Here is a 25,212-nt window from a genome sequence, read left to right on the forward strand (position 1 = left end):
CAGCGGCTCTCAGTCGGCGATGATGGCACCCACCGAGGTACTTGCCGTCCAGTACGCGGGCGCACTGGGTCCTCTGCTCGACACGTCCGGTATCGCGTGGGGGCTGCTGACGGGCTCAACTCCGGCGGCTGAAAGGAGAGAGCTGCTGGCGCGCGTGGCGGACGGCTCGCTCCAAGTGCTGTTTGGTACCCACGCTCTGCTCGAAGAGAGCGTGGCGTTCAAGCACCTTTCACTTGCCATCGTCGACGAGCAGCACCGTTTTGGCGTCAACCAGAGGCTCGGCCTGCGCAGCAAGGGCGCTGCTGCCGACCTCCTCGTCATGACCGCCACACCGATACCGCGCTCGCTCGCGCTGACGCTCTATGGCGACCTCGATACCTCCTATCTGCGCGAGCGGCCCCGGGCCCGTCCGCCGGTGAAGACATCGCTCGTGCGCTCCGCCAGCCGAGACAAGGCCTACGAGCACGTCCGCGAGGCGGTAAAGGCAGGCCAGCAGGCCTACGTGGTCTGCGCGCTCGTCGACGAGTCGGAGGCCGCGGAGGCCCGTGCGGCAACGCGCGAGGTGGAGCGCCTGCGGGCAAAGGTGTTCCCGCAGCTGCGAGTGGGTCTGCTCACAGGCCGCATGAAGTCCGCTGACAAGCAACGCGTGATGCGCGAGTTTCGAGCCGGCGAGCTCGACGTTCTGGTCGCCACGACCGTCATCGAGGTGGGAGTCGATGTTCCCAAGGCCACGATCATGATCATCGAGGATGCGGACCGATTCGGCCTGGCTCAGCTGCATCAGCTGCGCGGGCGGGTTGGCCGAGGCGAACAGCCCGGCGAGGTCTACCTGTTCGCGGATCCCAAGAGCACCGACGCCAAGGAGCGGATGGCGGCGATCGTGTCGACCACCGACGGCTTTGAGCTTGCCGAGTACGACCTGCGACTGCGCGGCGAAGGCCACATTCTCGGCGACCGACAAAGCGGCCTTCCGGCGCTGCGACTGGCCTCCGTGCTCACGGACGCGGACATCATCCTGCAAGCTCGGGAGGATGCTGCCGCGATCATCGCCGCCGACCCACACCTCAAGTCCGCCGAGAACATCCCTTTGCAGCGTGAGGTCAAGCGCACGTTTGCCGCAGCGTGGCAGTGGGTGAGCAGCGGATGAGAATCGTCTCCGGGGAGTATCGAGGCAGGCGCCTCTCTGCACCCAAAGGCGATGAGACGCGTCCCACGACGGATCGGGTCAGGGAGGCGCTCTTCTCCAGCCTCGTCTCCTACGCCGGCGCAAATCTCGGCGGGGGCCGCGCCTTGGACGCGTTCGCTGGCAGCGGCGCACTGGGCTTCGAGGCGCTTTCCCGCGGAGTCGAACACGTGACGTTCCTGGAGCGCGAGCGGCCTGCCCTCGGCGTCCTCAGAGCCAATGCCGATACGCTCGGCGCTGCGCGGTCGGTGATAATCGTGAGCGGCGACACCTCATATCTTGCCGAGCGAGGCGCAATCCCCGGCGGCCCGTTCTCGTTGCTTCTGCTCGACCCCCCATATAGACTGGACGCCGGTGAGGTGGGGCAGTTGGTCGCGACACTTGTGGCGCGTGACCTGCTCGAAGAGGATGCCTTGATCGTCTACGAGCACTCCTCGGTCAGCGAAGCTGTCTGGCCCGCGGACGTCACTGCCTTGGCGTCAAAGCGCTACGGATCTACGACGGTAGACATCGCACGTTACGAAAGGGGGGCAGGGTCGACGTGAAGCGCGGAATCGTACCGGGCACGTTCGATCCTGTTACGTCCGGCCATCTCGACATCATCGAGCGAGCCTCCGTGCTCTTCGACGATCTCGTTGTCGGCGTTGCGCTTTCCCCCGAGAAGCATGGTGGCCCACTCTTCACTCCTGACGAGCGAGTTGACCTTATCGAGCAGGCGACTTCGCACCTGACCAACGTGTCGGTGCGCGCTTTTGATACGCTATTGGTGGATTTCGCCGAGGAGGTCGGTGCGTCGGTCATCTGTAAGGGCCTGCGCGCAATGACCGACTTCGAACGTGAGTTCCAGATGGCCGCGCTTAACTGGCGGCTCGATCGCGAGGTCGAGACCATGTTCATCATGGCCATACCTGAGTACATGTACTTGAGTTCGTCGGCGGTCAAGGAGATCGCTGCGCACGGTGGGAGTGTCCGGGGACTCGTCCCGGATGTCGTGTGTGAAGCGCTCTCGCGCAAACTGAGCGAAGCCCGTTAGGGAGGCACTTTCATGGACATCATGGCCCTGATCGACCGCATCGAGGAGATTATCGACAACGCCGGTGGCGTTCCCTTCACGAGTGCAAAGCGGGTCGACCCGGACAAGGTCTACGAGATCATCGACGAGGTGCGCGCTCAGTACCCCGACGAGCTCAAGCAGGCTCGCTGGATCGTCAAGGAGCGCCAGGAGATGCTGGAAGAGGCCGAGAAAGAGGCTAACCGCATCCTCGAGGAGGCGCGTGACCGCGCGCAGGCTCTGGCCAACGAGACCGAGGTCGTACGTCTGGCCGAGGCCCAGGCCGCCGACATCCTCGATAAGGCCCGCACCCAAGAGCGCGAGATTCGTCTCGGCGCCGAGGACTACGCCGATGAGATGCTCGCCAACCTCGAGGTCAACCTCGGCAAGTTGCTCACCGCCGTACAACGCGGACGCGATCGTCTGCAGGGCAAGGTCGGCGGCGGACAGCGCCAGTAGCTCGCTCTCTCACTCCAAGGCGGTAATCCCATGGACTCCTACCGGGTCGACATCCAGTCGATCCTCGAGGTGCTTGCCGAGACCATCGCTGTCAGTGACGATCTCGTGTTCGACACCTTTGAGGTCGGCACCGAGGTCTTCAAGCCGACAGGCCCGGCTCACTTCGACATCACGCTGACCAACACGGGCGCCGCAATCATCGGCATGGGGAAGGTTCGCTTGCCAGTGCTGGCTACCTGTGCGCGTTGCCTCGCCGAGTTCCCCACGGAGATAGACGCCGAGGTGGACGGCTTCTACGTGATGCGAGGACGCGACGTGGATCTGCCGGAGGAGCAGCAGGTTGAGTACATCGACTCTGAGTACCGAGTCGACCTGCTCCCTTCCATCATGGCCGCGCTGGTGGTCGAGGCGCCGTTCGCGCCGCTACACGACGAGAACTGCGCCGGAATGTGCGCGAATTGCGGCGCCGACCTTAACGAGGGCCCCTGCGGGTGCGAAACATCCGTAGACGACCTGCACCCGTTTGCCGGGCTCAAGGACTTGCTGGGTGACGACGCAGGTCATGGCGACTGACGACACGGTCACTCCGCCCCGCACCGCTAGCCCGCTTCTCGCTTCGCTACCCTCAGATCTCAACTCGTGGTTGGCGACCGCCGTCTCGGCGCTTGTGACCTACCTGCTCGTGAGCCACGGCCTGATGTCGAACGCGGCCGGCTGGCAGGCTCCGCTGTTCGTGGGCGCGATAGCCGGGCTTGTCGCGTCCTCGACGCTTCAGGGCGCGCTGCTTGGCACGGTCACCGTCGCAACCGGGTTGGCCCTGCTGCCACCGTCAGTTGCAGCGGGCACCCGACTCGGGTTGGGTGGATGGGCGCTTGGCGTGGTGCTGGCGCTGGTGGCGGCACTCGTCGTCGGCGGCATTCGCGAACGCAGTCCCTACCCGCGCGCGACGTTCGAGGTGTTGGTTGCCGTGGCACTGGTCGCCTGGCTCCTGGCCAGCCTCTGGGCACCCCTCTTCGCTGGTGGATACCCGCCGAGTGGCTACGGGCCGTTGAGTGCGACGACGATCCGTGAGGTCCCCAAGCCCCACACTTACGTCAACGACGATGCGCTCTACCGGCGCATCTACTACCTTGTCCACAGTGGCGAGCCCTATTACCGGGCGTTCCGAGATGCATGGGCCGGGCTGGGAGGGTCCCCGGCGTTTCCCAGTTCCGCCACGTCCGTACGTCTCCCGATCTTGTACTGGATCTGGGCACTCATGCCTGCCGACCCTCTATGGATCGTCTACCTGTTCCTGGTGGCCGTATCGGTGGGGGTGGTTGCGGCAGCTTCGATTGCGGGCCAGCTGGCAGGCGCGCGGTTCGCTCCGCTCGCCGCCGCCGCGCTCGTCGCATACGCAATGGGGTCGGCGATTACTGTCTACGTCACGTACGTCGACCTTCCCGCGATGTCCATAGCGCTTTTGGGCATCGCACTGCTCCTCCGCGGGCGGGTCGCAGACGATGTTGGCTACCTTTGGGCAGCGGCCGCCGTCGTGACAGCAGCCGCATTGACTCGCGAGATCCTCATCTATGTGACGCTCCTCGCACTCGTAACGGCCCTCTTCGAGCCCGCCGAGAGACGATGGCGATGCGTCGCGCCATGGATCGCCTCGCTCGGCGTGTTCGCGGTGGGCTACACGGCTCACGTGCTCGCAGTGCGTGGCATGCTGGTCCCGGGATCGGCGGCGATCACGTATTGGAAGGGGAGCCCGCTGTTCGCGATCGACTCGTTGGCACGCTTCACCGACATGTTCTCTGCGAACGGAGTGCTGCTTGCGGTCCTGTTCGTGCTCGGTGTGCTCGGGGCAATCGGCTCCAGGAAGCGCGCAGGGCTGCCGTTTGCGCTCTTTGCGGCGGCGGCACTCATCGCGCCTCTGCTTGTAATGCTGAAAGTCGGCAACCCCGGCATCGACGCGGCGGGCAACCAGGTCAACTACTGGGGCAACCTGTTTGTGCCGCTCGCGCTGGCGCTGTGGCCAGCATGGGTGCTGCAGATGCCCGAGGTCGAGGACGAGCCCCAAGAGACGGCTACCCACCTCCAGTAACGCGTGCTATCATCGTCGTTCGTGCGGCTGGAACGGCCGCACCACTTAGAGCAGAAGATCCGCCCCAAATGGGCGAAGATACGGAAGGACCTGGTTTCAGATGGCAGTTCCCAAGCGGAAGACCGGCCGATCCAAGACCAACTCGCGCCGCTCATCGCACGTGCTCGAAGCTCCGGCGAAGTCGGTTTGCCCGCAGTGCAACGAGGTCAAGCTCCCGCACCGCGTCTGCCCGACGTGCGGCTTCTACAACGGCAAGGAGATCGTCGAGATCGACTAGTCCGCGCGAATCTCGGCGGCTCTAGGTTGGTCGTCGGTGGCGTAGAGTCCCGATCGAGCACATGAGTGGTCGGTATCGCCCTGCAAGGGCGGTGCCGGCCATTTCTCTTTCACTCGGGACGGCCGTCGCCCAAGCCGCGACGCGGATTGGCCCGGGTTGGTAGAATTGCGCGAACGGTCTCGACTCGGTTCCGTCTGCAAAGGACGGCGAAGAGCGCCGGCTCGTCTGTAGCCAAGGAGCATGCATGTCTGAAAGCCGTCTCGTAACGGTGGTAGTCGACGCGGTAGGTGGGGACAACGCTCCCGGCGAGATACTTGCCGGGGTCACCCTCGCTCTGGCCGACGATCCATCGCTGCACGTCATCCTCACCGGCCCGGCGGAGGTTGTCGAACCGTACGCCACCGCCCGCGGATCGCGCGTGGAGGCAGTCGCCACGACCGAGGTCATCGAGATGGACGAGCATCCGGCGAACGCGGTCCGCACGAAGAAGGACTCGTCGATTGTGGTTGGGTGCCGGCTCGTCAAAGAGGGGCGCGCACAGGCGTTCTTCTCGGCGGGCTCCACGGGTGCTGCCATGGCCGCCGCAACACTGATCATGGGGCGCATCAAGGGGGTTCAGCGACCGGCCATCGCCACGGTGATGCCGACGGCCGGTCCACCGACGGTGATGCTCGACGTGGGAGCCAACGCCGACTGCAAGCCCGAGCACCTGTTGCAGTTCGCGTTCATGGGCGCCGCGTACGCGTCTGTGGTGCTTGGCGTCGTAGGACCGCGCATCGCGCTGCTCAATATCGGTGAGGAGCCCACTAAGGGCTCGATCCTCGCCCAGGACGCCCATGCGCTCATGGCCGAACGCGTGCCGAACTTCATCGGCAACATTGAGGGCCGCGACGTGATTGCCGGCGTTACCGACGTCATAGTTACGGACGGATTCACCGGCAACGTCGCTCTGAAGCTGCTGGAAGGTACCAGCAAGGTGCTGCTCGCCCAAGTGAGGGACGCTATCACCGGCTCGCCCGTCGCCAAGACGGCGGCCGCGGTCCTGCGCCCCGCGCTCAACCGCCTCAAGGAGCGTCTCGATCCCGACTCGTACGGCGGCGCACCACTGCTCGGAGTTGCGGGCGTCTGCATCATCGGGCACGGATCGTCGAAGGCCAAGGCCGTCTCCAACGCTATCCGTGTGGCCGCTCAGGCCGGCCGAGGTGGCCTGACCGAACAGATCGCGCTAGCCGTCGCCGAGAACTAGACCGGCCGGTACTTCTTGCTAGCGTTGAGGTCGGGTACACTTCCCCGACCGCCTGCCCTTCGTTTGTATCGCCAGCACGCTTCACTGACACCGATGCAAGGGATCCGCGCCTTCATATGACTCGCTACGCAACCATCATCGGCACCGGTTCGTACCTGCCGGAAACGATCATGACCAACAAGGACTTCGAGCGCATCGTCGAGACATCGGACGAGTGGATAGTCTCGCGCACCGGTATCAGCTCGCGTCACGTCGTTGCCGAAGGTGAGACGACGTCCGACCTCGCCGCGCGAGCCGCCCAGATTGCGATGGAGCGCGCCGGCGTAACCGCTGACGACATCGACATGCTCTTTGTAGGCACGACGAGCCCCGACTACATCATGCCGTCCACGGCCTGCGGTACGCAGGCCAAGCTTGGCCTGAAGTGTCCTGCCGTCGACCTGATGGCTGCGTGTTCAAGCTGGATCTACGGGCTGCAGTGCGCGGCAGGATTGATCGAGTCGGGCCGAGCCAACACGGTGCTCGTGGTTGGCGCTGAGGCGCTCACGCGGTTGCTCGACTTCACCGACCGCTCGACGTGCGTGCTCTTCGGCGACGGCGCTGGCGCGGTCGTGCTCCAAGCCAGTGAGGAGCACGGCATCGAAAGCGTGGTCCTGGGCGCCGACGGCACTGGCGGGGAGCAGCTCATCATCCCGGCAGGCGGGGCGGCTCATCCCGTGACCGCGGCAGATCTCGAGGATCACAACCAGTTCGTGAAGATGAATGGGAGCGAGGTCTTCAAGTTCGCGGTGCGCGTGATTCCACGCGCCACCAAGGAGGCGCTGGCCAAGTCCGGTCACGAGCTGTCCGAGCTTCGATGGCTCGTCCCGCACCAAGCGAACCAGCGCATCATCGCTACCATCGAAGAGCGTCTCGGCCTCGACGATGACCACGTGTACATGAACCTCGCGACCACCGGAAACACGTCGGCGGCTTCCATACCTCTGGCACTGGACGACCTGTATACTAGCGGGCGACTCGCGCCCGGCGACCTGCTTGCTCTCGTCGGCTTCGGCGCGGGGCTCACGTGGGGAGCCGCGGTCGTGCGATGGACGATGGCTGCACCGAATAGGGAGGCATAACGCTTCATGGCGCTTCGCACCCGGCTCACTGAACTGTTGGGCATCGATATACCGATCATCCAGGGCGGAATGGCGTGGACTGCCACCTCCGAGCTGGCCGCTGCCGTGAGTAACGCTGGCGGAATCGGTATCATCGGCGCCGGCCACATGCCTACCGACGTCCTTCGCAACGAGATTCGCAACGCCAAGGCGCTGACGAGCAAGCCCTTCGGCGTCAATTTGATGCTGCTCACGCCGCACATCGACGACATCGTTGAGATGGTCATCGAGGAGGGTGTGCATGCCGTCACGACAGGCGCCGGCAATCCCGGCAAGTACATGGCCGCGCTCAAGGCCGCTGGCATCAAGGTGCTTCCCATCGCGCCGAGCGTGGCGATGGCCAAGCGCATGGAGTCCATCGGTGCTGACGCCATAATCGGCGAAGGCATGGAGGCTGGCGGGCACATAGGAGACCTGACGACGATGGTACTCGTGCCGCAACTCGTCGACGCCGTTTCAATCCCGGTTGTTGCCGCTGGCGGCATCGCGGACGGCCGAGGCATGGCAGCCGCGTTTGCGCTGGGCGCCGAAGGCGTGCAGGTGGGCACACGCTTCATGTGCGCCGAGGAGTGCACCATCCACCCCGATGTTAAGGCGCAGGTCATCAAAGCCAAGGACCGCGACACCGTAGTCACTGGACGGTCGACCGGTCACCCCGTGCGAGTACTCAAGAACAAGCTGTCCAAACAGATTGAGGCTTTGGACAAGGAGAACAAGACCGAGGAGATCGAGGCGCTCGGCAGTGGCAAGCTTGCCCTAGCCATGCGGACCGGCGACGTCCAGATGGGTTCGCTCATGGCAGGGCAGATCGCGGCATTGGTCTGCGAGATTCAGCCCGCGGCCGAGATAGTCGCCGAGATGATGTCCGAAGCCGAGTCGGTGCTTACGAGACTCGGCACGCTTCCGAAGTCGAGGTAGCCGCATGCCATCGCGCACCGCGCTGGTCTTTCCCGGTCAGGGATCGCAGCGACCCGGCATGCTCGACGACGTTCCCGAGCTCGACGACCTAGAGCGCCTGCTCGATGCCGCCGAGGCGCTTTCCGGCCACGAGCTGCGCATCGTCGCTGCTGCCGGGCCGGCGGAACGTCTCGCCGATACACGCGTTGCTCAGCCGCTGCTCTACCTCGCCGACTGGGCGTGGGGCCGCACGCTGCTGGACTCTGGCGTCGAGCCGTTCGCTGTCGCCGGTCACTCGCTCGGCGAGCTTGCCGCTTTGGCGATCGCGGGCGTCTTCTCGCCCGAGGCCGGCCTTGAGCTGGTCGTCGAGCGCTCCAAGCTCATGGCTGCTGCCGCCGAGTCACGCCCCGGTGCGATGTCGGCGGTTCTCGGCATGGACGGCTCGGCGGTGCGAGAGGCGATCATCGGGCTGGACGAGGTCTGGGTTGCCAACGACAACGCGCCCGGCCAAGTCGTCATCTCTGGCTCGACAGCGGGTATCGCAGCCGCGACCGCCGCGCTAACTGAGGCTGGAGCGCGGCGGATCATGCCGCTAGCCGTCTCCGGCGCCTTTCACTCTCCGATGATGGAGTCGGCAGGCACTGCATTCGCAGATCTCCTCATTGGCGCCGAGTTCGACGATGCCCGCATACCCGTCTTCCAGAACTCCGACCCCACCGCCGAGACCAACGGAGACGCGATTCGCGAGCGCCTGATTGCCCAGATTACATCCCCAGTCCGCTGGACCGAGACGATGCAAGCGTTGGTTGCTGACGGTCCGATCACTTTAGTTGAGGCTGGCCCGGGCAGCGTGCTCGCGGGACTCGCCAAGCGAATCGACGGCATCACCGGCATGTCGGTGGAGTCGACGTCCTTGGAGTCCATCGTCGAGGAGGTGCTGAACTGATGCCCGATCTCAACGGCAAGGTCGCCCTCGTCACCGGTGCTTCGCGAGGAATTGGCGCTGCAATCGCCGTCAAGCTCGCTTCGTTGGGTGCCACCGTCGCCGTCAACTACGCCGGTTCGGCAGACGCTGCTGCCGGTGTCGTCGAGGCGATCGAGGCCGCTGGTGGGCGAGCCCTGGCTCTGCAGGCCGATGTGAGCGACGCCGGTGCCGCCGCCGGCTTGGTGGAGATCACCATCGCCGAACTGGGCGGACTCGATATCGTCGTCAACAACGCCGGCATCACCCGCGACGGTCTGCTCGTGAGAATGAGCGATGCGGACTGGTCGGCGGTCATCGACACCAATCTCACGGGTGTCTTCAACGTCACCCGGGCCGCCACCCGTCATCTGATGAAGCAGCGCAGCGGCTCGATCGTCAACATCACGTCGGTTGTCGGCATAGCTGGCAACGCCGGACAGGCCAACTACTCGGCGGCCAAGGCCGGAGTCATCGGGCTCACTAAGTCGGTCGCTCGCGAGCTTGCGCCGCGCGGCATCCGCGTCAACGCGGTCGCTCCCGGCTTCATCGACACCGACATGACCGCGAAGCTGCCTGAGAACATTCGCGTCGCCACCATGGCCGAGATCGCGCTAGGCCGGTTCGGAGCGGCACAAGACGTTGCCAATGCTGTCGCGTTTCTTGCCAGTGACGATGCGGGTTACGTCACCGGACAGACGCTGGCAGTCGACGGAGGCATGACCTTTACGTAGAGTGCGCTTGTTAGGTGCGTTGTCTCGCGCCAAGAAGCGACACCTTTGAGCCGCCCGAGAGGAGGTGTGCTGCATGGAACGTGAAGAGATCTTCGACAAGGTCAAGGCCGTCGTCGTTGACCAGCTCAACGTCGAAGACGAGGAAGTCATCGACGATGCCTCGTTCATCGATGACCTCGGTGCCGACTCGCTCGGTATCGTCGAGCTCGTCATGGCGCTTGAGGAGGAGTTCGGCGTCTCGATTCCCGACGAGGACGCTGAGAGCATCAAGACCGTCGGTGATGCTGTCTCCTACATTCAGACCAACGCCGAGTAACACACTGCGTAGTTTCCACCCGGCGGTCGCGCGCGGCTTCTGCGCGCCGCCGGGTGTGCACGCGCCTATGACGCACGAAATCCCGCCTCCCAAGAAAGGCACTTGTAACCCGTGGACATGCCTACCCTCACAATCGGAGACCGCACCGCGCGCCTGCCCATCGTTCAGGGCGGCATGGCGGTTCGCATCTCGCTGTCTCCGCTCGCCGCAGCCGTAGCCAACGCTGGCGGCATTGGCATCATCGCCGGCAGTGGACTGTCGGTCGAAGAGCTCGCAAACGAGGTCCGCAGGGCACGCACCGCGACCACAGGCGTCTTCGGGGTCAACGTGATGGTCGCTGTGCGGGCTTTCAAGGAGCTGGTGCGTACCGCGATGGCCGAGGGCGCGGACATCGTCATCGCCGGTGCGGGGTTTTCCCGCGACATCTTCTCCTGGGGCAAGGAGTTCAAGGTTCCTGTCGTTCCGATCGTCGGCAGCGTTCGTGTGGCCAAGCTCGCCGAGAAGTTTGGCGCATCGGCTGTTGTTGTCGAGGGCGTTGAGGCTGGCGGACATCTCGGCACCGACCGTCTGATGATGGATCTGCTGCCCGAGATCATCGACGCCGTCGACATCCCCGTCATCGGGGCTGGCGGTGTGGTTACCGGCGCCGACATCAAAGACGTGCTCGACCTGGGCGCTGCCGGCGTTCAGATGGGTACGCGGTTTGTCGCCACAGAAGAGTGCTCGGCGCCGGATTCATTCAAACAGATGTACGTGGACTCGACACCGGATCGCATCGTCATTGTGAAAAGCCCGGTGGGTCTTCCTGGACGCGCGCTTAGGAATCCGTTTTGGGAGCGCACCCAGGAAGGCGACTACCCGGCCATCCCGAGGTGCATCTCATGCCTCAAGGAGTGCCACAAGGAGTACTGCATCATGAACGAGCTGGAGATGGCGCAAGGCGGGGACGTTGAGAACGGCCTCGTGTTCGCGGGATCTGCTGCAGCTCGAATCCACGACGTGTTGCCAGTCGCCGAACTCATGACCAGGCTTGAGGCTGAGTGGCGAGCGGCAGAGGGGGAGCAGTCATGAGGCGAGTCGCAGTTACCGGAGTCGGCGTTGTCACTCCGACGGGGGTTGGCACGACCGCGATGTGGGACTCGCTGTCTAACGGGCGCTCGGGAATCTCGGCAATCGAGCACTTCGACGCCTCAGCGTACTCGACGCGTTTCGCGGGCTACATCAGGGACTTCGACGCCAGTGCGGTCATCGACAAGAAGGAGCTTCGGCGCCTCTCGCGCTTCCAGCAGTTCGCGATGGTCGCCGCCGATGAGGCGATGCGCGAAGCTGGTCTGACCGAGATCGACGAGGACTTGGCGCTGCGCGCTGGTTGCATAGTCGGCTCGGGCATCGGCGGGCTCGGCACGATGGAAGACCAGCACAGCGTCTTGCTCGAGCGCGGGCCGAGCCGAGTGAGTCCCTTTGTCGTGCCGATGATGATCGTCGACCTGGCAGCGGGCCATATCTCGATCAAGTACGGCCTCAAGGGCATCAACTACGCGCCCGTCTCGGCGTGTGCAACCGGCTCGCATGCAATCGGTGAGGCAGCCGAGGTCATCCGCCGTGGCGACGCCGACCTGATCGTTGCGGGCGGCTTCGATGCCGGCATCACGCCACTTGGGGTCGCAGGTTTTGCCGCGGCGCGCGCTCTCTCGCAGCGCAACGACGATCCTGCCGGCGCCTCGCGACCGTGGGATTCCGGCCGCGACGGCTTCGTCATCGCCGAGGGCGGCGGGCTGATGGTTCTCGAAGACTGGGATCACGCTGTGGCTCGTGGAGCGCGCATACGCGCCGAGGTTCTTGGCTACGGGGCGACGGCCGATGCGTACCACATCACCGCGCCGGCTCCCGATGGCAACGGTGCTATCCGTGCGATGAAGCAGGCGCTCGCACAGGCTGACCTGGAGCCGTCCGCTGTCGGCTATATCAACGCGCATGGTACCTCGACCGAGGTGGGCGACCTCGCCGAGACAAATGCGATCAAGGCTGTGTTTGGCGCCGACGCGCCTCTCGTCAGCTCCACGAAGTCGATGATGGGCCACATGCTCGGCGGCGCCGGCGCTGCCGAAGCCGCAGTCTGCGTGCTCGCGATGGAGAACGGCCTGGTGCCCCCCACGATCAACCTCACCGACCCAGACCCGGCGTGCGACCTGGACTACGTGCCTAACGTCGCGCGCAAGGTCGGCCTGAAGATCACGATGAGCAACTCGTTTGGTTTCGGCGGACACAACGCGACGCTGATCCTCGGCCGCGTGTAGGCCTCCAAGCTGATGGCCATCGCCAAGAGCGCACCAAAGCCACCCGCGCCGCCGCTCGACTCCGCGCTCGCTGTAGCCGAGCGTGCGACCAACCACAAGTTCAAGGACCGCGAACTCCTGCGCCGCGCGCTCACGCACCCCTCGGCGGTCGAAGACCGCAATCCGGACGCCTACTACGAGCGCCTCGAGTTCCTGGGCGACTCGGTCTTGGGCTTCGTGATCGCCGAGGAGATCTACCGTCGCTTCCCAGCTATGCCTGAGGGTGGGATGACTCGCATCCGCGTCTCGGTCGTGTCCGGAACTACGCTCGGTCGCGTCGCCGGCGAACTCGGGCTTGCCGAGGCGATCGTGTTCGGCGAGAGCGAGCGTGGAACCGGCGGTCGTGGAATGTCGAGCGCGCTGGAGAACGTCTACGAGGCACTGACTGCGGCGCTCTACCTCGACGCCGGTCTCGACGCCGCGCGTGAGTGGATTCTGCGCTCGGTGGGACCGCTGATCGCCGAGGAGGCCGCCGACAGCCCGGAGAACCCCAAGTCCGCGCTCCAGGAGCTGACGCAGGCCCACGGCGACGCGCCGACGTACCGCGTGATCAGCCAGGACGGCCCGCCACACCAGCGTGTCTTCACGGCCGCCGTCGAGGTGGGCGGCAAGATTCTGGGCGAGGGCAGCGGTCACTCCAAGAAGGAGGCCGAGGCGGCAGCCGCCGAGGCGGCCCTCAAGCGTCTCCAAAGCCGAGGCCGCCGCCGCCGTTAGCGGGCGTTGGAGCGGCCGTTTCCGGCCACCCCTGTGCTACACTGACTGACGCTTCCGCGCCTGCGGAAGCACTCTTTTCGGCGCCCACATTCGTAGGGGGAACGTGCACCTCAAGTCGCTCATACTCAAGGGGTTCAAGTCCTTCGCCGACAAGAGCGCGCTCGTTCTCGAGCCCGGTGTCACGGTCGTCGTTGGCCCGAACGGCTCGGGCAAGTCCAACATCTCCGACGCGGTGCTTTGGGTTCTCGGCGAGCAATCGGCCAAGCAGCTTCGCGGGCAGGCGATGGAAGACGTCATCTTCGCTGGCTCTTCGGCACGTCAAGCCGTGGGCGTCGCCGAGGTCGATCTCGTCCTGGACAACTCCGACGGCACTCTGCCGCTGGAGTTCACCGAGGTCACCATCACCCGCCGAATGTATCGCAACGGCGAGTCCGAGTACCTCATCAACAACGCGCCGGCACGGCTCATGGACATCCAGGACCTCCTCCACGACTCCGGTCTTGGCCGAGATACCCACTCAATCATCAGCCAGGGCCGGCTCGATGAGGTCCTTAACTCGCGCCCGGAAGATCGCCGCAGCCTCATCGAAGAGGCTGCTGGCGTGCTCAAGCACAAGAAGCGCAAGGAGCGCGCGCTTCGCAAGCTCTCGGGCATGGACGCGCACCTCGAGCGCGCTCGCGACATCTCCTCGGAGATCGAACGCTCGCTGCGGCCGTTGCAGCGTCAGGCCACGAAGGCCCAAGAGCACGCCGGATTCGTCGCTGAGTTGCGCGAACTCGAGCTGATGCTCGCCGTCGACGACCTGCGGCGCCTCCAAGGCGCGTGGGACGACCTGGCGAAGGTTGAGAAGGAGGCCGACGCCGACATCGATCTGTCGCGCTACCGCCTCGCCGAGAAGGAGCGCGAGCTTTCGAAGTTCCAGTCCCTGCTCGAGGAGAAGGGCCTGTTCGTCGGCGACCTCTCCGAGCAGCGCCGACGCATGCAGTCGATCCTCGAGCGTCTCGATGCCGGTCTCCTCCTGCTGGAGGAGAAGGGCAAGAACCTCATCGAGAAGCTCTCGGAGCTTCGCCAGAAGCTGCACCAGTCCGAGACTCGCAGCGCACAACGCGCGGGCGAGCTCGAGCGCCTGGGCAGCGAGCGCGGCGACACCGACGCGCGCATGAAGGCGCTCTACGGCCAGCTCAACGAGCTGCGGCGCGAGAGTGAGGGCGTGCGCAAGGCGCGCATGGCCGCCGACGACGAACTCGCGCGCTTCACCGCAGAGATCCGCCGCACGCGCAAGCAGCTCGAGGACGACCGTGCCGACGCTGCGAAGGCCGAGCAGTCGCTGTCCGCATTCCGCCTCGAAGAAGAGCTACTCGCCGAGCGCAGCGTCGCGATCCGCGAGCAGCGCCAAGCTGCGCAGTCGACACTCTCGGCGCGTCGCGGCCGCCTCGACTCGCTCGCAGGGCAACTCTCCCACGCACGACGAGAGATGGCGCTAGCCGACTCTGACGTCGACAAGCGCGTCCGCGTGCTCGATTCGCGCCGCAAGGATCTCGAGGCTCATCGCGACCAGCTCACCGAGACGCGCGCCGAGGCGCGCGGGCTGGAGGAGGTGGACCGCGCGTTTGAGAGCGCGGCTCCAGCATTGGCATGGGCACTGGCCCAAGAGCGCTCGCTTCCCGGCCTCGTGGGTCCGATCGCCGAGGTCGTCCATGCACCCGAAGAGTTCGAGCCGCTCGTGGAGCGTCTCTTGGGCGCCGATCTGTTTGGCTTGCTCGTTGAGGACCCCAAGTCGGCGGCCACAATCGCCACGGCACTCCAAAACCATGTCGAGGGCGAGATCTCGATCGTCCCGCTGAAGGGCTCGCGCCCCAGACTCACCGGCACGCCAGCCACCGGCCAGCGGCTGCTCGACTCGCTGACCTGCGAGGATCGCGTACGTCCCGCCGTCGAGTCGCTGCTGGGCGACGTCTTTGTGGTCGACTCGATTGACTCGGCGTTTGTCGCCGCCGGCGCCGACACCAGCGGCGCCCGTTTCGCGACGCGGGAAGGGGCCGTCGTCTGGCCGAGCGGCAAGCTCACGTTGGGCAAGCAGGTCAGCGACACCGATGGCGTGCTCGCACGCAAGCGGCGAATCAACGAGCTGCACGAGCTGATGGGCGCTTACTCGGCGGCAGTGGGGGAAGCCGAGGCCGCGAGCGGAGCGGCCGAGGAGGCCCTGAACGCGGCGCAGCAGGACGCGCTCGAGCTCTCGCAGAAGATCGCGGCACTGACCGGCGAGCACGACTCGATGCTCGAAGAGGTCGGCCGCCTAGAGCAGCAGCTCACGGCTCTGGACGTCGAGACCGCGGGCGTTGAGCGCCGCATCAGCGACATTCGCGACCGCACGGCCAAAGACCGCCCGGCCGTCGGCCAGCTCCAAGAGCGCATCGTGGCAGCCGCAGCCGAGCTCGAACGCCTCGAGGAGGCCTCGGCCGTCAGCCGTGAGCAGCGCGATCAGCGCTTCCGTGAGGAGAGTGCGGTGGCAGAGCGCCTCGGCACTTGCCAGGTCGAGATCGCGACCGTCTCGGAGCGCGAGGTTCACCTCAAGCGCCAAGTCAACACCATCGCGGCCGAGCTCAAGGAGCTCGAATCGACGGTCAGAATGTCCGCTGAGGCCGAGAAGGCTCTGGAGCTACTGCGCCAGCGCATCCAGCCGATACACGACCTCTATGTCGTCTTGCAGGAGCGCGCCGAGCACTGGGCCGCCAAGCTCAAGGACCGCGCCCGCTTCGAGCAGGCCGACTCGGAGTCGCTCCGCGCGACAATTCAGGCCGCACAGGAGGCAGTCAAAGAGGTGCAGGCCGAGATCGACGGCAAGAACATGTCGGCGACCGACGTGCGGGTCGAGCGAGGGCAGCTCGAGGTGCAGGTCAACCAGGCTGTTCGTCGCATCGTCGAAGACCTCGGGATGCCGCTCGAAACGGCGCTCGCCGCCGAGGAGGTCGGCAACCGCACGGCCGCCGAGGACCGTGCGCACCGCCTGCGCAAGCAGATCGCGAATCTCGGGCCGGTCAACCCTATCGCGATGGAAGAGTTCGAGGCACTCAAGAGCCGCCGCGAGTTCATGAACTCACAGATCGAGGACCTCGACAGCTCGCGCCGTGCCCTTCAAAAGGTCGTCGCTGCCATCGATCGAAAGATGCGCGACCGCTTCCTCGAGACCTTCGAACTTGTGGATCGCTCGTTCCAGGAGATCTTTGGGCTGCTGTTCCCCGGCGGAACGGCGCAGCTCCAGCTCACCAACCCAGACGACCCCGACATCACCGGCGTCGAGGTCATCGCACAACCGCGGGGCAAGAAGCTCTCTAAGATGACGCTGATGTCCGGCGGCGAGAAGTCGCTGACCGCCCTAGCATTGCTGTTCTCTGTTTACCGCACGCGTCCGTGCCCGTTCTACATCCTCGACGAGGTCGAAGCCGCGCTCGATGACACGAACCTACGTCGGTTCGTCGCTTTCGCGGATTCGATGCGCACGCAGACGCAGTTCATCATCGTCACTCACCAGCGCCGCACGATGGAGATGGCTGACGTCCTGTACGGCGTCTCAATGCAAGCCGACGGCGTGTCAAAGGTCGTCAGCCAGAAGCTCGACCGCGTCGCAGCAGAAGCGAAGGCTGCAGATGTCAACGCCGTGGTATAGGCGCCTGTCCGACGGGCTTTCGCGCAGCCGAGAGAAGCTCGGTGGCCAACTCAACGTCCTTCTTGGCCGAGGCCCCAACCTCGACGAGGAGTTCTGGGCCGACCTGGAGGACACCCTGATCGGCTCCGATCTGGGATACCTGGCGACGACTGACATCGTGGCTCGACTACGTCGCTCCTCGGCCGAGAACGCGCTTCCTGACGCCGAGGCAGTCATCGAGGCGCTCGGCACGCAGATTGCCGCCGAGTTCCTCACCGATGCCGTCGATCCGCTCACAATTCTGCCGGTTACCATCCTGGTTGTCGGCGTGAACGGCACCGGCAAGACCACCACCGTTGGCAAGCTCGCAAAACAGGGCGTGGACGCCGGTCGCAAGGTCATGCTCGGTTCGGCGGACACGTTTCGCGCTGCCGCCTCCGAGCAGCTCGACGTGTGGGCCGAGCGGGCGCAGGTCCCCGTCGTGCGTCGCGATCGTGGGGCAGACCCAGCGGCTGTAGCCTTCGACACCGTCGCGCGCGCCGAAGAGATCGGCGCGGACCTGACTCTCATAGACACAGCCGGCCGACTGCATACGTCGGCAGATCTCATGCGCGAGTTGGTGAAGGTCAAGCGCGTTACTGAGAATCGCAGCAAGCCGCCGGTCAAGACGTTGCTTGTCATGGATGCGACCACCGGACAAAACGGCCTGAATCAGGCGCGGGAGTTCAACTCCGCATTGAGCGTCGATGCAATCGCCATTACCAAGCTCGACGGCACGGCCAAGGGTGGAATCGCTGTGGCGGTCGCACGCGAACTCGGCATCCCGATCGTCAGGATCGGAGTGGGCGAAGGCATCGAGGATCTGCGCTCCTTCGTCGCCGAGGAGTTCGCGGCTGCGCTGGTCTCGTCGTGAGCAACGACGACCTCTACATGGGCCCCACGGTTCTCCAACCTGCACCGAGGGAGCCAAGCAAGGCCGCGGACCTGATGGCGAAGTGGATCGTCGTTCCGCTTCTTCTGCTGCTGGTCGCGATCGTCTTGGTGTTCTACGTGTTCTTCTCGAGTGCCGTGGTCGACGGCGAGTCGATGCTGCCTACGCTGCACAACGGCGACTACCTGCTCATCACGCACGGAGCCAACTCGCTGCACCAGGGCGATATCGTCGTCACCAGTGTCTTGGAGAAGACCGGCCCGGTCGAGCTGGTGAAGCGCGTGATCGCGCTGCCCGGCGACACCGTCGAGATCAAGGACGACGTGGCGTGGGTCAACGGCGTGGCCGAGCCGGCGCGTGGACAGTTCGTCTCACCGCAGTTCTCGGTGTCGCGCGGTCCTTATGTCGTCCCAAGTGGCTACGTCTACATCATGGGCGATAACCGGCCCATCTCCGAGGACAGCCGATACCTCGGGCCTGTCCCGCTCTCCGGACTCAAGGGCCGCGCCGTGCTGGTCTTCGCACCACTGAATCGCATCAGGCTCGTGAACTGACCCACCGATTGACCCGGTGCCGAGTGCTGGCTACCGTGTGACGCGCGCCGCTCATCGAGCCCGAATATCTGAAAGGTGACGCATGTTCGATAACCTTTCCGACCGCCTCCAGGCGGTGTTCGCCAATCTGACCGGCAAGGGTCGCTTGACGGAGGCTGACGTCGACGCAGCCATGCGCGAGATTCGCATGGCGCTGCTCGAAGCCGACGTGAACTTCAAGGTGGTCAAAGAGTTCGTGGCGGCGGTACGCGAGAAGGCCATCGGCGCCGACGTGATGAAGTCGCTCACTCCCGGCCAGATGGTTATCAAGATCGTCCTCGACCAGCTCACCGAGCTCCTCGGCTCGACAAACTCGCGCTTGGTGCTCTCGGGCCGCATCCCCAACGTGATCATGCTGGTGGGCCTGCAGGGCTCGGGCAAGACGACCGCCACGACCAAGCTCGCGTACATGCTGCGCAAGCAGGGCAAGCGGCCGCTCATGGTCGCCTGCGACGTCTACCGCCCCGCGGCGATCGATCAGCTCGAAGCCCTCGGCCGCGAGCTGAACATCGACGTGTATCGCGGCGAAGGTACCGATGCGGTCGCCATCGCCAAGGCTGGCGTCAAGCACGCGATCGACACCCTGCACGACGTGGTCATCGTCGACACGGCAGGTCGCCTGCACGTCGACGATGCGATGATGGCCGAGGCTGCCGCAATCCGCGACGCCGTGCGCCCCGACCAGATCCTCATGGTGGTCGACGCCATGACCGGCCAGGATGCGGTTAACGTTGCTGCTGCGTTCGCCGAGAAGGTCGACTTCGACGGCGTCATCATGAGCAAGCTCGACGGTGACGCTCGTGGTGGTGCAGCGCTCTCGATCCGCCAGGTCACCGGCAAGCCGATCAAGTTTGCCTCGGAGGGGGAGAAGCCGGACTCGCTGACGGCCTTCTATCCCGACCGCATGGCCAAGCGGATCCTCGGCATGGGCGACGTCGTCTCGCTCATCGAGAAGGCCCAAGAGGTCGGCGCCGCCGAGATGGACGAGGCGGCCGCCGAGCGGCTGCGCAAGGCCGACTTCACGCTCGACGACTTCCTCGCACAGATCAAACAGGTTCGCAAGATGGGTGGGCTCGGCGGCATCCTCAAGTCGCTTCCGGGCGCGGGCAAAATCACCAAGGACATGGAAGGCGAGGTCGACGAGGGTGCGCTCGATCGCATCGAGGCGATCATCTTCTCCATGACCACCGCCGAGCGATCGAAGCCTGCGATCATCAACGGCTCGCGACGGCAGCGCATCGCGACGGGATCGGGCGTTCAGGTCTACGACGTCAACCAGTTACTCAAGCAGTTCGCCGATACCCGCAAGCTCATGAAGCAGTTCCAGTCGGCCAGTGGCAAGGGCAAGAAGCGCATGCGCTTCCCCGGTATGCCGCCGGGCGGCTTCTAGGCGCCAACCGCCGCGCGCTGGTGCGTGGTGCACGCCCGGGAGCGTGGCTTTGACCGCCCCTGCCGAGTGTCGTAGTATAGGCAACCGCTTTGCTCGTATTGCAGTGCGACCCGATGTGAGGGTCGCTTTTACCGGAGGTGAACCTGTTGGCAGTCAAGATCCGTCTCGCGCGCCACGGCGCCAAGAAGGCGCCGTTCTATCGCGTCGTCGTTGCCGACGGCCGCGCGCGTCGCGATGGCCGCTTCATTGAAATCGTGGGCCGTTACAACCCGCGCTCTGAGCCGTCTGTCGTGGAGCTCGACCTCGAGAAGGTCGACGCCTGGCTCGCGAAGGGCGCGCAGCCTACCGAGGCCGCCGAGAAGCTCATCGCGATTGTTCGCGGCGAGAAGACCGTGCCGGTCAAGGTCGAGTCTGTTTCCAAGAAGGCTGCCGCCAAAGCCGCCGCTGAGGTAGAGGCTGCGGCCAAGGCCGTCGCTGACGCCGAGGCTGCGAAGGTTAAGGCTGCCGAAGAGAAGGCTGCCGAGAAGGCCGCCGCCGCCGAGGCTGCTGCCGAAGCAGCTGCCGCCCCTGCCGAGGAGGCTCCCGCTGAGGAGGCCGCCGAGGTCGTCCCGGACGAGGCTGCCGACCAGGCCGCCGAGCCCGAAGCTGCCGAGTAGTCGAGGACACCATGGCCGCAGATACCGAAGGGCTCGTGCGCTATCTGGTCACGTCGCTCGTCGATGACGCGGATTCGGTCTCTATCACGGTCTCCGAGACTGACGCGGCCGTCACCTTCGAGATTGCGCTTGATCCGGCCGATGTCGGAAAGGTGATCGGTCGCCAAGGCCGCATCATCAAGGCGATTCGCACGCTTGCGCGCGCCGCCGGCACCAGTGCGGACAAGCAAGTAGAGGTCGAAGTAGTCGGTTAGGGACATGGCTCCCGCACCGTTCACCGCGCTTGCGCGGGTAGTCAAATCGCATGGTCTCAAGGGGGAGGTCGCGGTCGAGCCAGCCGCAGACCTTCCCTTTGTGCTTCCCATCGGCCTCGAAGTCTGGTTCGTTCCGCCGCCCGCGGGCGTCCGCACCGGTCTCATTGAGAACGTGCGCCGCGGCCCAAAAGGTCCACTGGTCAAGGTGAGCGGGGTCGACGACATCGGCGTCGCGCAGAAGCTCGTAGGCGCCGACATTATGGTGCGTAGCGATCAACTGCCTGAAGGTTGGGACGAGCCCGTCGAAGCCGAGGACGATCCGGTCGGCCTTACCGTCACAGATGCGAAGCGGGGAGACCTCGGCACCATCGTTGAGGTCATCTTCACGGGCGCCAACGACGTCTGGGTTGTCGAAGGTCCGTTTGGCGAGGTGCTGCTGCCCGTAATCGACGACGTCGTGCGCAAGATTGACTGGGACGCCGGAAGCGTGGCAGTAACTCTGCTCGAAGGCCTGCTGCCTGACGATGCGACAACGCCATGATCGCTGACGTCATCACAATCTTTCCAGACATGTTCGAGGCTCCGATGTCCGCCTCGATCGTAGGGCTAGCGCGGGAGCGCGGACTGCTGGAGTTGCGCTGCCACGACCTTCGCGACTGGACGCACGACCGTCACCGCACGACGGATGACGCGCCGTACGGCGGTGGCCCCGGCATGGTCATGAAGCCCGAGCCCCTTTTCGAGGCGCTCGATGCCGTCCAAGAGCTTGAGGACGAGCCTGGCTACGTGGTCTTCTTTACGCCATCGGGACGGCCGTTCTCGCAGGCCATCGCGATAGAACTCGCCGAGAAAGAGCGCCTCGTCTTTGTGTGCGGCCGCTACGAGGGCTTCGACGAGCGCGCGCTTACGCGAGCGGACCTCGAGCTCTCGATCGGCGACTACGTGCTCACCGGGGGCGAGCTACCGGCGATGGTGGTCATCGACGCGGTATCGCGCCAGCTCCCTGGGGTTCTCGGCGATGATGAATCTTCTGTGGATGAGTCGTTCGCCGACGGGGTTCTGGAGTACCCTCAGTACACCCGACCTGCGAGCTTCTTTGGAATGGACGTGCCCGATGTGTTGCGCTCGGGCGATCACGGACGTATAGCGGCATGGCGCCGGGAGCAGTCGTTGCGCAAGACGGTGCGAGTGCGCCCGGACCTCTTGGCAGGCCTATCGCTGACCCAAGCTGAACGTGCGATCGTTGAAGACGAACTGAACCGGGCCTACGCGCCCAAGGAAAGGTAGACGCATGACCGACTCCCAGAGCGTGGCCCCCAAGGCAGAAGAGCAGTCGATGGGTCGCTGGCTGCTTGAGACAGCACTACTCGTGGCCTTGGCCTTCGCGCTGGCCTTCGGTATCCGCTCGTTGCTCGTCGAGCCATTCATCGTCCCGACTGGTTCGATGATTCCGACGATCGAGATCGGCAACCGAGTCCTGGCCGAGAAGATCACGTATCGCTTCGTCCGACCGCCTCGTTACGGCGACATCGTCGTGTTCCCGGATCCCAAGGGCGAGCATCCGCACCTGATCAAGCGCGTCATCGCCACTGGTGGCCAAGTCGTCGACCTAAGGAACGGCAAGGTCTTCGTCAATGGGACAGAGCTGGTCGAGCCCTACACGCACGGCCAACCCAGCGTTCCTCTGACAGCCGAGTTCAAGTTTCCGTACACGGTGCCGGCGGGCGATCTCTGGGTGATGGGCGACAACCGAACCAATAGCGGAGATAGCCGTGTCTTTGGCCCTATCTCGGCCAAGGCGGTCGAAGGTCATGCCGTCTGGACATACTGGCCGCTGTCCGCGTTCGGCGGTCTGAACTAGCGACAGACGGGCGCTTCTTGGGGCGTGGCAGCGGGGTTCTCGGCGTGGCATTGTGCCAGCTGGGAGGGTGGTCTATACTACCCACTCGCGCCATCTTCGCGGTGCGCAGACGAATCATCTAAAGAACAGGAACCTCCAGAACAATGGACATCATTCGCGCCATCGAGCAGCAGCAGATCCGTGAGGACCTTGAGCAGGTAGCGGTCGGTGACTCCGTCAAGGTTCACTACAAGATCATCGAAGGTACCCGGGAGCGCACGCAGGTCTTCCAGGGTGTCTGCATCCGTCGTCACGGCTCCACGAACCGCGAGACGTTCACCGTCCGCAAGATCTCGTTCGGCGTCGGCGTCGAGCGTACCTTTCCGGTGAACTCCCCCAAGATCGACAAGATCGAGGTCCTCTCGCACGGCAAGGTGCGCCGCAGCAAGCTGTACTTCCTCCGCGACAAGATCGGCAAGGCCGCTCGCCTCAAGGAGAAGGGCTACTAGGCCCCTCTTGCGAGCCGTCCCCGACATGCCGACGGCACATGCGACACATTCGAGCGAGGCCCGCAACTGCGGCGCCTCGCTCGTCGCGTTTCTGACCGACGCAGCACCGGTTGCGCCATGACCCCGCGCGACGCACTCTCAATCGCCGAGATCCGCGCCCTGCTCGCTTCGACGCAAGGGCGAGCGCTTTCCAGCTTGCTCGTGCGCTTGGCGCAAGACGATCGCGCTGGCGTGCAGGCGCTGCTCGACTCCGCTCGCGCACGCCTGGCGGCCGAGAAGCGAGAGCGTGCACGTACGCAGAGGCTCTACGCCATGGAGTGCGAGCTGCGCGCTCGAGGCTGCATCCTGGTCGCCGGAGTCGACGAGGTAGGCCGAGGAGCGCTTGCGGGGCCACTTACGGCGGCCGCAGTAGTGTTGCCCGACGAGCCTCGCATCGAGGGACTCGACGACAGCAAGCGACTCTCACCACAGCGACGCGAGGAGCTTGCGCTCGTAATCCGTGAACACGCGATCGCGATCGGCATGGCGCACGTCTCGCCAGGCGAGATCGACTCACTTGGGATGACGGCCGCACTACGCAGGGCAATGGGCCTGGCGATCGACGGGCTCGGACTCACCGTCGACCACGTGGTGATCGACGGCCTGCCCATGCGAGTGGTCGAACAAGAGACAGCCGTGGTCAAGGGGGACTCGAAGGTCGCCGCCGTTGCAGCTGCGTCGATCGTGGCCAAGGTGACTCGTGACGCGCTGATGCGGTCGCTCGCCGCCGAGCACCCCGAGTACGGATTCGAGATCAACAAGGGCTATGGCACGTCGGAGCACTTGGCCGCGATCGGGCGCGTGGGGCTCTCGGCGGTACACCGGCGCTCGTTCTCAATCGGTGGGGGCACCGCGTCGCTGTTCTGACGATGTCGGCGGCGCGCCCGACACCACTTCGGGCTGCGCGGGTAAGCTCTCAGTTCGATTCAGGCCCATTTCGCGAAACCTCCTCCTGCCATCCTCCGTGACGGAGGTGGTTCACATGAACCTGGATCGGAAGCGGCTGGGGGAGCGCGGCGAAGATGCTGCGGCGGCCTTCCTTGAGCGAGCTGGCATGACAGTGGTCGAGCGCAACTGGCGCTGCTCGGCGGGCGAGATCGACATCGTTGCGCTGGACGACCGGGCAATCGTGCTGGTCGAGGTCAAGACGCGACGCACGGTGGCGAAGGGCACGCCCGAGGAGGCCGTCACTCCGGCCAAGCAGCGCCGCTACGCCAAACTCGCAGCTGCGTACCTGCAGAGCGCAGGCGTGAGCGACGTTCCCGTGCGATTCGACGTCATCACCCTGCTGGTCATAGCCGAGGACCGTGCGCTGCTGCGACATCATCGCGCTGCGTTCGTGCCGGAGTGACCCCGTGGGGCAGTGCACGGTCGGGACGTTCACACTCGCCGGCGTACAAGCAGTATCGGTCGATGCCGAGGTCGACGTCGGCGCGGGGCTGCCAACGTTCGCCATTGTCGGACTTGGCGACCTTGCGGTTCAGGAGGCGAGAGAGAGAGTCCGCTCGGCGTTGCGAGCGGCCGGCTTTGAGGTCCCCAACGCCCGCATCGTGGTCAACCTTGCGCCGGGGCCGGTGCGCAAGCACGGGACGGGCTTTGACCTTCCCATTGCGCTCGGCATTCTAGCTGCAACCGGTCAGGTGCCCGCGCGGCTTGCCGCGAGCTGTGTGGCGATTGGCGAGCTCTCGCTCGACGGTTCCGTACGACCTGTCACGGGCATGCTTGCCTACGCGCTCGCCGCGCGCGACGCACGGCTGGCGCTTCTCGGACCGGCGCAGGCGCCCGCCGCGACCTCGCTCGACGGCCTAGACTATCGACCGCTCGAGCGGCTCAGCCAGTTGCGAGGCGGACTGCCCGAGAACGCACCTCTGAGCGTAGTGAGTCCCCCGTCGGCCGAGAGCGGCCTGGACTTCGCGGACGTCGCTGGTCACGAA

General features: G+C 65.1%; 29 protein-coding genes. All 29 read left to right on the forward strand.

Annotated elements, in window-relative coordinates:
* Positions 1-1,147, forward strand: a 1,147-nt coding sequence (locus P4L93_07790; protein ID MDR3686838.1) for a helicase-related protein, incomplete at its 5' end; no start/stop codon positions are given.
* Entirely contained in the window at positions 1,144-1,728 is a 585-nt protein-coding gene (rsmD, locus tag P4L93_07795) for a 16S rRNA (guanine(966)-N(2))-methyltransferase RsmD (protein MDR3686839.1), read from the forward strand. The genes P4L93_07790 and rsmD, both read left to right, overlap by 4 nt.
* Positions 1,725-2,216, forward strand: a complete 492-nt coding sequence (gene coaD, locus P4L93_07800; GenBank protein ID MDR3686840.1) for a pantetheine-phosphate adenylyltransferase — start codon at positions 1,725-1,727, stop codon at positions 2,214-2,216. The genes rsmD and coaD overlap by 4 nt, the downstream gene beginning before the upstream one ends.
* 12 nt (positions 2,217-2,228) lie before the next feature.
* Positions 2,229-2,693, forward strand: coding sequence for an ATPase (locus P4L93_07805; GenBank protein MDR3686841.1), 465 nt, complete (start codon positions 2,229-2,231; stop codon positions 2,691-2,693).
* Positions 2,694-2,723: 30 nt separating this feature from the next.
* Complete coding sequence (locus P4L93_07810) at positions 2,724-3,266, forward strand: DUF177 domain-containing protein (GenBank protein MDR3686842.1); 543 nt, start codon at positions 2,724-2,726, stop codon at positions 3,264-3,266.
* Positions 3,241-4,779: a hypothetical protein gene (locus tag P4L93_07815; protein MDR3686843.1), complete on the forward strand. Its 1,539-nt coding sequence runs from the start codon at positions 3,241-3,243 to the stop codon at positions 4,777-4,779. Before P4L93_07810 ends, P4L93_07815 begins: the two co-directional genes overlap by 26 nt.
* Before the next feature lie 100 nt (positions 4,780-4,879).
* Complete coding sequence (rpmF, locus tag P4L93_07820; GenBank protein ID MDR3686844.1) at positions 4,880-5,056, forward strand: 50S ribosomal protein L32; 177 nt, start codon at positions 4,880-4,882, stop codon at positions 5,054-5,056.
* Positions 5,057-5,300: 244 nt separating this feature from the next.
* Positions 5,301-6,302, forward strand: a complete 1,002-nt coding sequence (gene plsX / locus P4L93_07825; GenBank protein MDR3686845.1) for a phosphate acyltransferase PlsX — start codon at positions 5,301-5,303, stop codon at positions 6,300-6,302.
* 116 nt (positions 6,303-6,418) lie between these two features.
* Complete coding sequence (locus P4L93_07830; protein MDR3686846.1) at positions 6,419-7,423, forward strand: ketoacyl-ACP synthase III; 1,005 nt, start codon at positions 6,419-6,421, stop codon at positions 7,421-7,423.
* Between the two features lie 6 nt (positions 7,424-7,429).
* Entirely contained in the window at positions 7,430-8,380 is a 951-nt protein-coding gene (fabK, locus tag P4L93_07835) for an enoyl-[acyl-carrier-protein] reductase FabK (protein ID MDR3686847.1), read from the forward strand.
* 4 nt (positions 8,381-8,384) lie between these two features.
* Positions 8,385-9,305 (forward strand): ACP S-malonyltransferase, encoded by a 921-nt coding sequence (gene fabD, locus P4L93_07840; GenBank protein ID MDR3686848.1) that lies wholly within the window; start codon positions 8,385-8,387, stop codon positions 9,303-9,305.
* On the forward strand, positions 9,305-10,054 hold the full coding sequence (fabG, locus tag P4L93_07845; GenBank protein ID MDR3686849.1) for a 3-oxoacyl-[acyl-carrier-protein] reductase: 750 nt from the start codon (positions 9,305-9,307) through the stop codon (positions 10,052-10,054). The genes fabD and fabG overlap by 1 nt, the downstream gene beginning before the upstream one ends.
* Positions 10,055-10,127: 73 nt before the next feature.
* Positions 10,128-10,370 (forward strand): acyl carrier protein, encoded by a 243-nt coding sequence (locus P4L93_07850; protein ID MDR3686850.1) that lies wholly within the window; start codon positions 10,128-10,130, stop codon positions 10,368-10,370.
* Between the two features lie 111 nt (positions 10,371-10,481).
* The gene (locus P4L93_07855; protein MDR3686851.1) at positions 10,482-11,441 is read left to right on the forward strand and encodes a nitronate monooxygenase; all 960 of its coding nucleotides are present in this window, start codon (positions 10,482-10,484) and stop codon (positions 11,439-11,441) included.
* The gene (gene fabF / locus P4L93_07860; GenBank protein ID MDR3686852.1) at positions 11,438-12,667 is read left to right on the forward strand and encodes a beta-ketoacyl-ACP synthase II; all 1,230 of its coding nucleotides are present in this window, start codon (positions 11,438-11,440) and stop codon (positions 12,665-12,667) included. The genes P4L93_07855 and fabF overlap by 4 nt, the downstream gene beginning before the upstream one ends.
* A gap of 12 nt (positions 12,668-12,679) precedes the next feature.
* The gene (gene rnc / locus P4L93_07865; protein ID MDR3686853.1) at positions 12,680-13,420 is read left to right on the forward strand and encodes a ribonuclease III; all 741 of its coding nucleotides are present in this window, start codon (positions 12,680-12,682) and stop codon (positions 13,418-13,420) included.
* 103 nt (positions 13,421-13,523) lie between these two features.
* The gene (smc, locus tag P4L93_07870) at positions 13,524-17,087 is read left to right on the forward strand and encodes a chromosome segregation protein SMC (GenBank protein ID MDR3686854.1); all 3,564 of its coding nucleotides are present in this window, start codon (positions 13,524-13,526) and stop codon (positions 17,085-17,087) included.
* Complete coding sequence (ftsY, locus tag P4L93_07875; GenBank protein MDR3686855.1) at positions 17,068-17,979, forward strand: signal recognition particle-docking protein FtsY; 912 nt, start codon at positions 17,068-17,070, stop codon at positions 17,977-17,979. Before smc ends, ftsY begins: the two co-directional genes overlap by 20 nt.
* Positions 17,976-18,551, forward strand: a complete 576-nt coding sequence (gene lepB, locus P4L93_07880) for a signal peptidase I (protein ID MDR3686856.1) — start codon at positions 17,976-17,978, stop codon at positions 18,549-18,551. Before ftsY ends, lepB (P4L93_07880) begins: the two co-directional genes overlap by 4 nt.
* A gap of 82 nt (positions 18,552-18,633) precedes the next feature.
* On the forward strand, positions 18,634-19,980 hold the full coding sequence (gene ffh / locus P4L93_07885; protein MDR3686857.1) for a signal recognition particle protein: 1,347 nt from the start codon (positions 18,634-18,636) through the stop codon (positions 19,978-19,980).
* A gap of 146 nt (positions 19,981-20,126) precedes the next feature.
* A complete protein-coding gene (rpsP, locus tag P4L93_07890) occupies positions 20,127-20,636 on the forward strand; it encodes a 30S ribosomal protein S16 (protein ID MDR3686858.1) in 510 nt (169 codons plus the stop codon).
* Positions 20,637-20,647: 11 nt separating this feature from the next.
* Positions 20,648-20,890, forward strand: a complete 243-nt coding sequence (locus tag P4L93_07895; GenBank protein MDR3686859.1) for a KH domain-containing protein — start codon at positions 20,648-20,650, stop codon at positions 20,888-20,890.
* Between the two features lie 4 nt (positions 20,891-20,894).
* Positions 20,895-21,431: a ribosome maturation factor RimM gene (gene rimM / locus P4L93_07900; protein ID MDR3686860.1), complete on the forward strand. Its 537-nt coding sequence runs from the start codon at positions 20,895-20,897 to the stop codon at positions 21,429-21,431.
* Positions 21,428-22,177, forward strand: a complete 750-nt coding sequence (gene trmD / locus P4L93_07905) for a tRNA (guanosine(37)-N1)-methyltransferase TrmD (GenBank protein MDR3686861.1) — start codon at positions 21,428-21,430, stop codon at positions 22,175-22,177. Before rimM ends, trmD begins: the two co-directional genes overlap by 4 nt.
* A 4-nt stretch (positions 22,178-22,181) precedes the next feature.
* Positions 22,182-22,751 carry a signal peptidase I gene (gene lepB / locus P4L93_07910; protein ID MDR3686862.1) on the forward strand — a complete coding sequence of 190 codons (570 nt, stop codon included), beginning with the start codon at positions 22,182-22,184 and terminating at the stop codon, positions 22,749-22,751.
* A 143-nt stretch (positions 22,752-22,894) separates the two neighbouring features.
* Positions 22,895-23,239 carry a 50S ribosomal protein L19 gene (gene rplS, locus P4L93_07915; protein ID MDR3686863.1) on the forward strand — a complete coding sequence of 115 codons (345 nt, stop codon included), beginning with the start codon at positions 22,895-22,897 and terminating at the stop codon, positions 23,237-23,239.
* Positions 23,240-23,356: 117 nt separating this feature from the next.
* Positions 23,357-24,145: a ribonuclease HII gene (locus P4L93_07920; GenBank protein MDR3686864.1), complete on the forward strand. Its 789-nt coding sequence runs from the start codon at positions 23,357-23,359 to the stop codon at positions 24,143-24,145.
* Positions 24,146-24,260: 115 nt separating this feature from the next.
* Positions 24,261-24,629 (forward strand): YraN family protein, encoded by a 369-nt coding sequence (locus tag P4L93_07925; protein ID MDR3686865.1) that lies wholly within the window; start codon positions 24,261-24,263, stop codon positions 24,627-24,629.
* Positions 24,630-24,633: 4 nt separating this feature from the next.
* The coding region (locus P4L93_07930) for a magnesium chelatase domain-containing protein (GenBank protein MDR3686866.1) at positions 24,634-25,212 on the forward strand (579 nt) is incomplete at its 3' end.

The organism is Coriobacteriia bacterium, from assembly GCA_031292615.1.
Lineage (GTDB): Bacteria > Actinomycetota > Coriobacteriia > Anaerosomatales > JAAXUF01 > JARLGT01.

Excerpts from the sequence above, each read along its gene's own strand:
- fabD (MDR3686848.1), top strand. The coding sequence starts at position 8,385 with ATGCCATCGCGCACCGCGCTGGTCTTTCCCGGTCAGGGATCGCAGCGA.
- P4L93_07925 (MDR3686865.1), top strand. The coding sequence starts at position 24,261 with ATGAACCTGGATCGGAAGCGGCTGGGGGAGCGCGGCGAAGATGCTGCG.
- plsX (MDR3686845.1), top strand. The coding sequence starts at position 5,301 with ATGTCTGAAAGCCGTCTCGTAACGGTGGTAGTCGACGCGGTAGGTGGG.
- P4L93_07830 (MDR3686846.1), top strand. The coding sequence starts at position 6,419 with ATGACTCGCTACGCAACCATCATCGGCACCGGTTCGTACCTGCCGGAA.
- P4L93_07895 (MDR3686859.1), top strand. The coding sequence starts at position 20,648 with ATGGCCGCAGATACCGAAGGGCTCGTGCGCTATCTGGTCACGTCGCTC.
- P4L93_07850 (MDR3686850.1), top strand. The coding sequence starts at position 10,128 with ATGGAACGTGAAGAGATCTTCGACAAGGTCAAGGCCGTCGTCGTTGAC.
- P4L93_07805 (MDR3686841.1), top strand. The coding sequence starts at position 2,229 with ATGGACATCATGGCCCTGATCGACCGCATCGAGGAGATTATCGACAAC.
- rimM (MDR3686860.1), top strand. The coding sequence starts at position 20,895 with ATGGCTCCCGCACCGTTCACCGCGCTTGCGCGGGTAGTCAAATCGCAT.
- ffh (MDR3686857.1), top strand. The coding sequence starts at position 18,634 with ATGTTCGATAACCTTTCCGACCGCCTCCAGGCGGTGTTCGCCAATCTG.
- fabF (MDR3686852.1), top strand. The coding sequence starts at position 11,438 with ATGAGGCGAGTCGCAGTTACCGGAGTCGGCGTTGTCACTCCGACGGGG.
- lepB (MDR3686862.1), top strand. The coding sequence starts at position 22,182 with ATGACCGACTCCCAGAGCGTGGCCCCCAAGGCAGAAGAGCAGTCGATG.
- fabK (MDR3686847.1), top strand. The coding sequence starts at position 7,430 with ATGGCGCTTCGCACCCGGCTCACTGAACTGTTGGGCATCGATATACCG.
- rnc (MDR3686853.1), top strand. The coding sequence starts at position 12,680 with ATGGCCATCGCCAAGAGCGCACCAAAGCCACCCGCGCCGCCGCTCGAC.
- rpmF (MDR3686844.1), top strand. The coding sequence starts at position 4,880 with ATGGCAGTTCCCAAGCGGAAGACCGGCCGATCCAAGACCAACTCGCGC.
- ftsY (MDR3686855.1), top strand. The coding sequence starts at position 17,068 with ATGTCAACGCCGTGGTATAGGCGCCTGTCCGACGGGCTTTCGCGCAGC.
- fabG (MDR3686849.1), top strand. The coding sequence starts at position 9,305 with ATGCCCGATCTCAACGGCAAGGTCGCCCTCGTCACCGGTGCTTCGCGA.
- P4L93_07920 (MDR3686864.1), top strand. The coding sequence starts at position 23,357 with ATGACCCCGCGCGACGCACTCTCAATCGCCGAGATCCGCGCCCTGCTC.
- P4L93_07810 (MDR3686842.1), top strand. The coding sequence starts at position 2,724 with ATGGACTCCTACCGGGTCGACATCCAGTCGATCCTCGAGGTGCTTGCC.
- rsmD (MDR3686839.1), top strand. The coding sequence starts at position 1,144 with ATGAGAATCGTCTCCGGGGAGTATCGAGGCAGGCGCCTCTCTGCACCC.
- rplS (MDR3686863.1), top strand. The coding sequence starts at position 22,895 with ATGGACATCATTCGCGCCATCGAGCAGCAGCAGATCCGTGAGGACCTT.
- trmD (MDR3686861.1), top strand. The coding sequence starts at position 21,428 with ATGATCGCTGACGTCATCACAATCTTTCCAGACATGTTCGAGGCTCCG.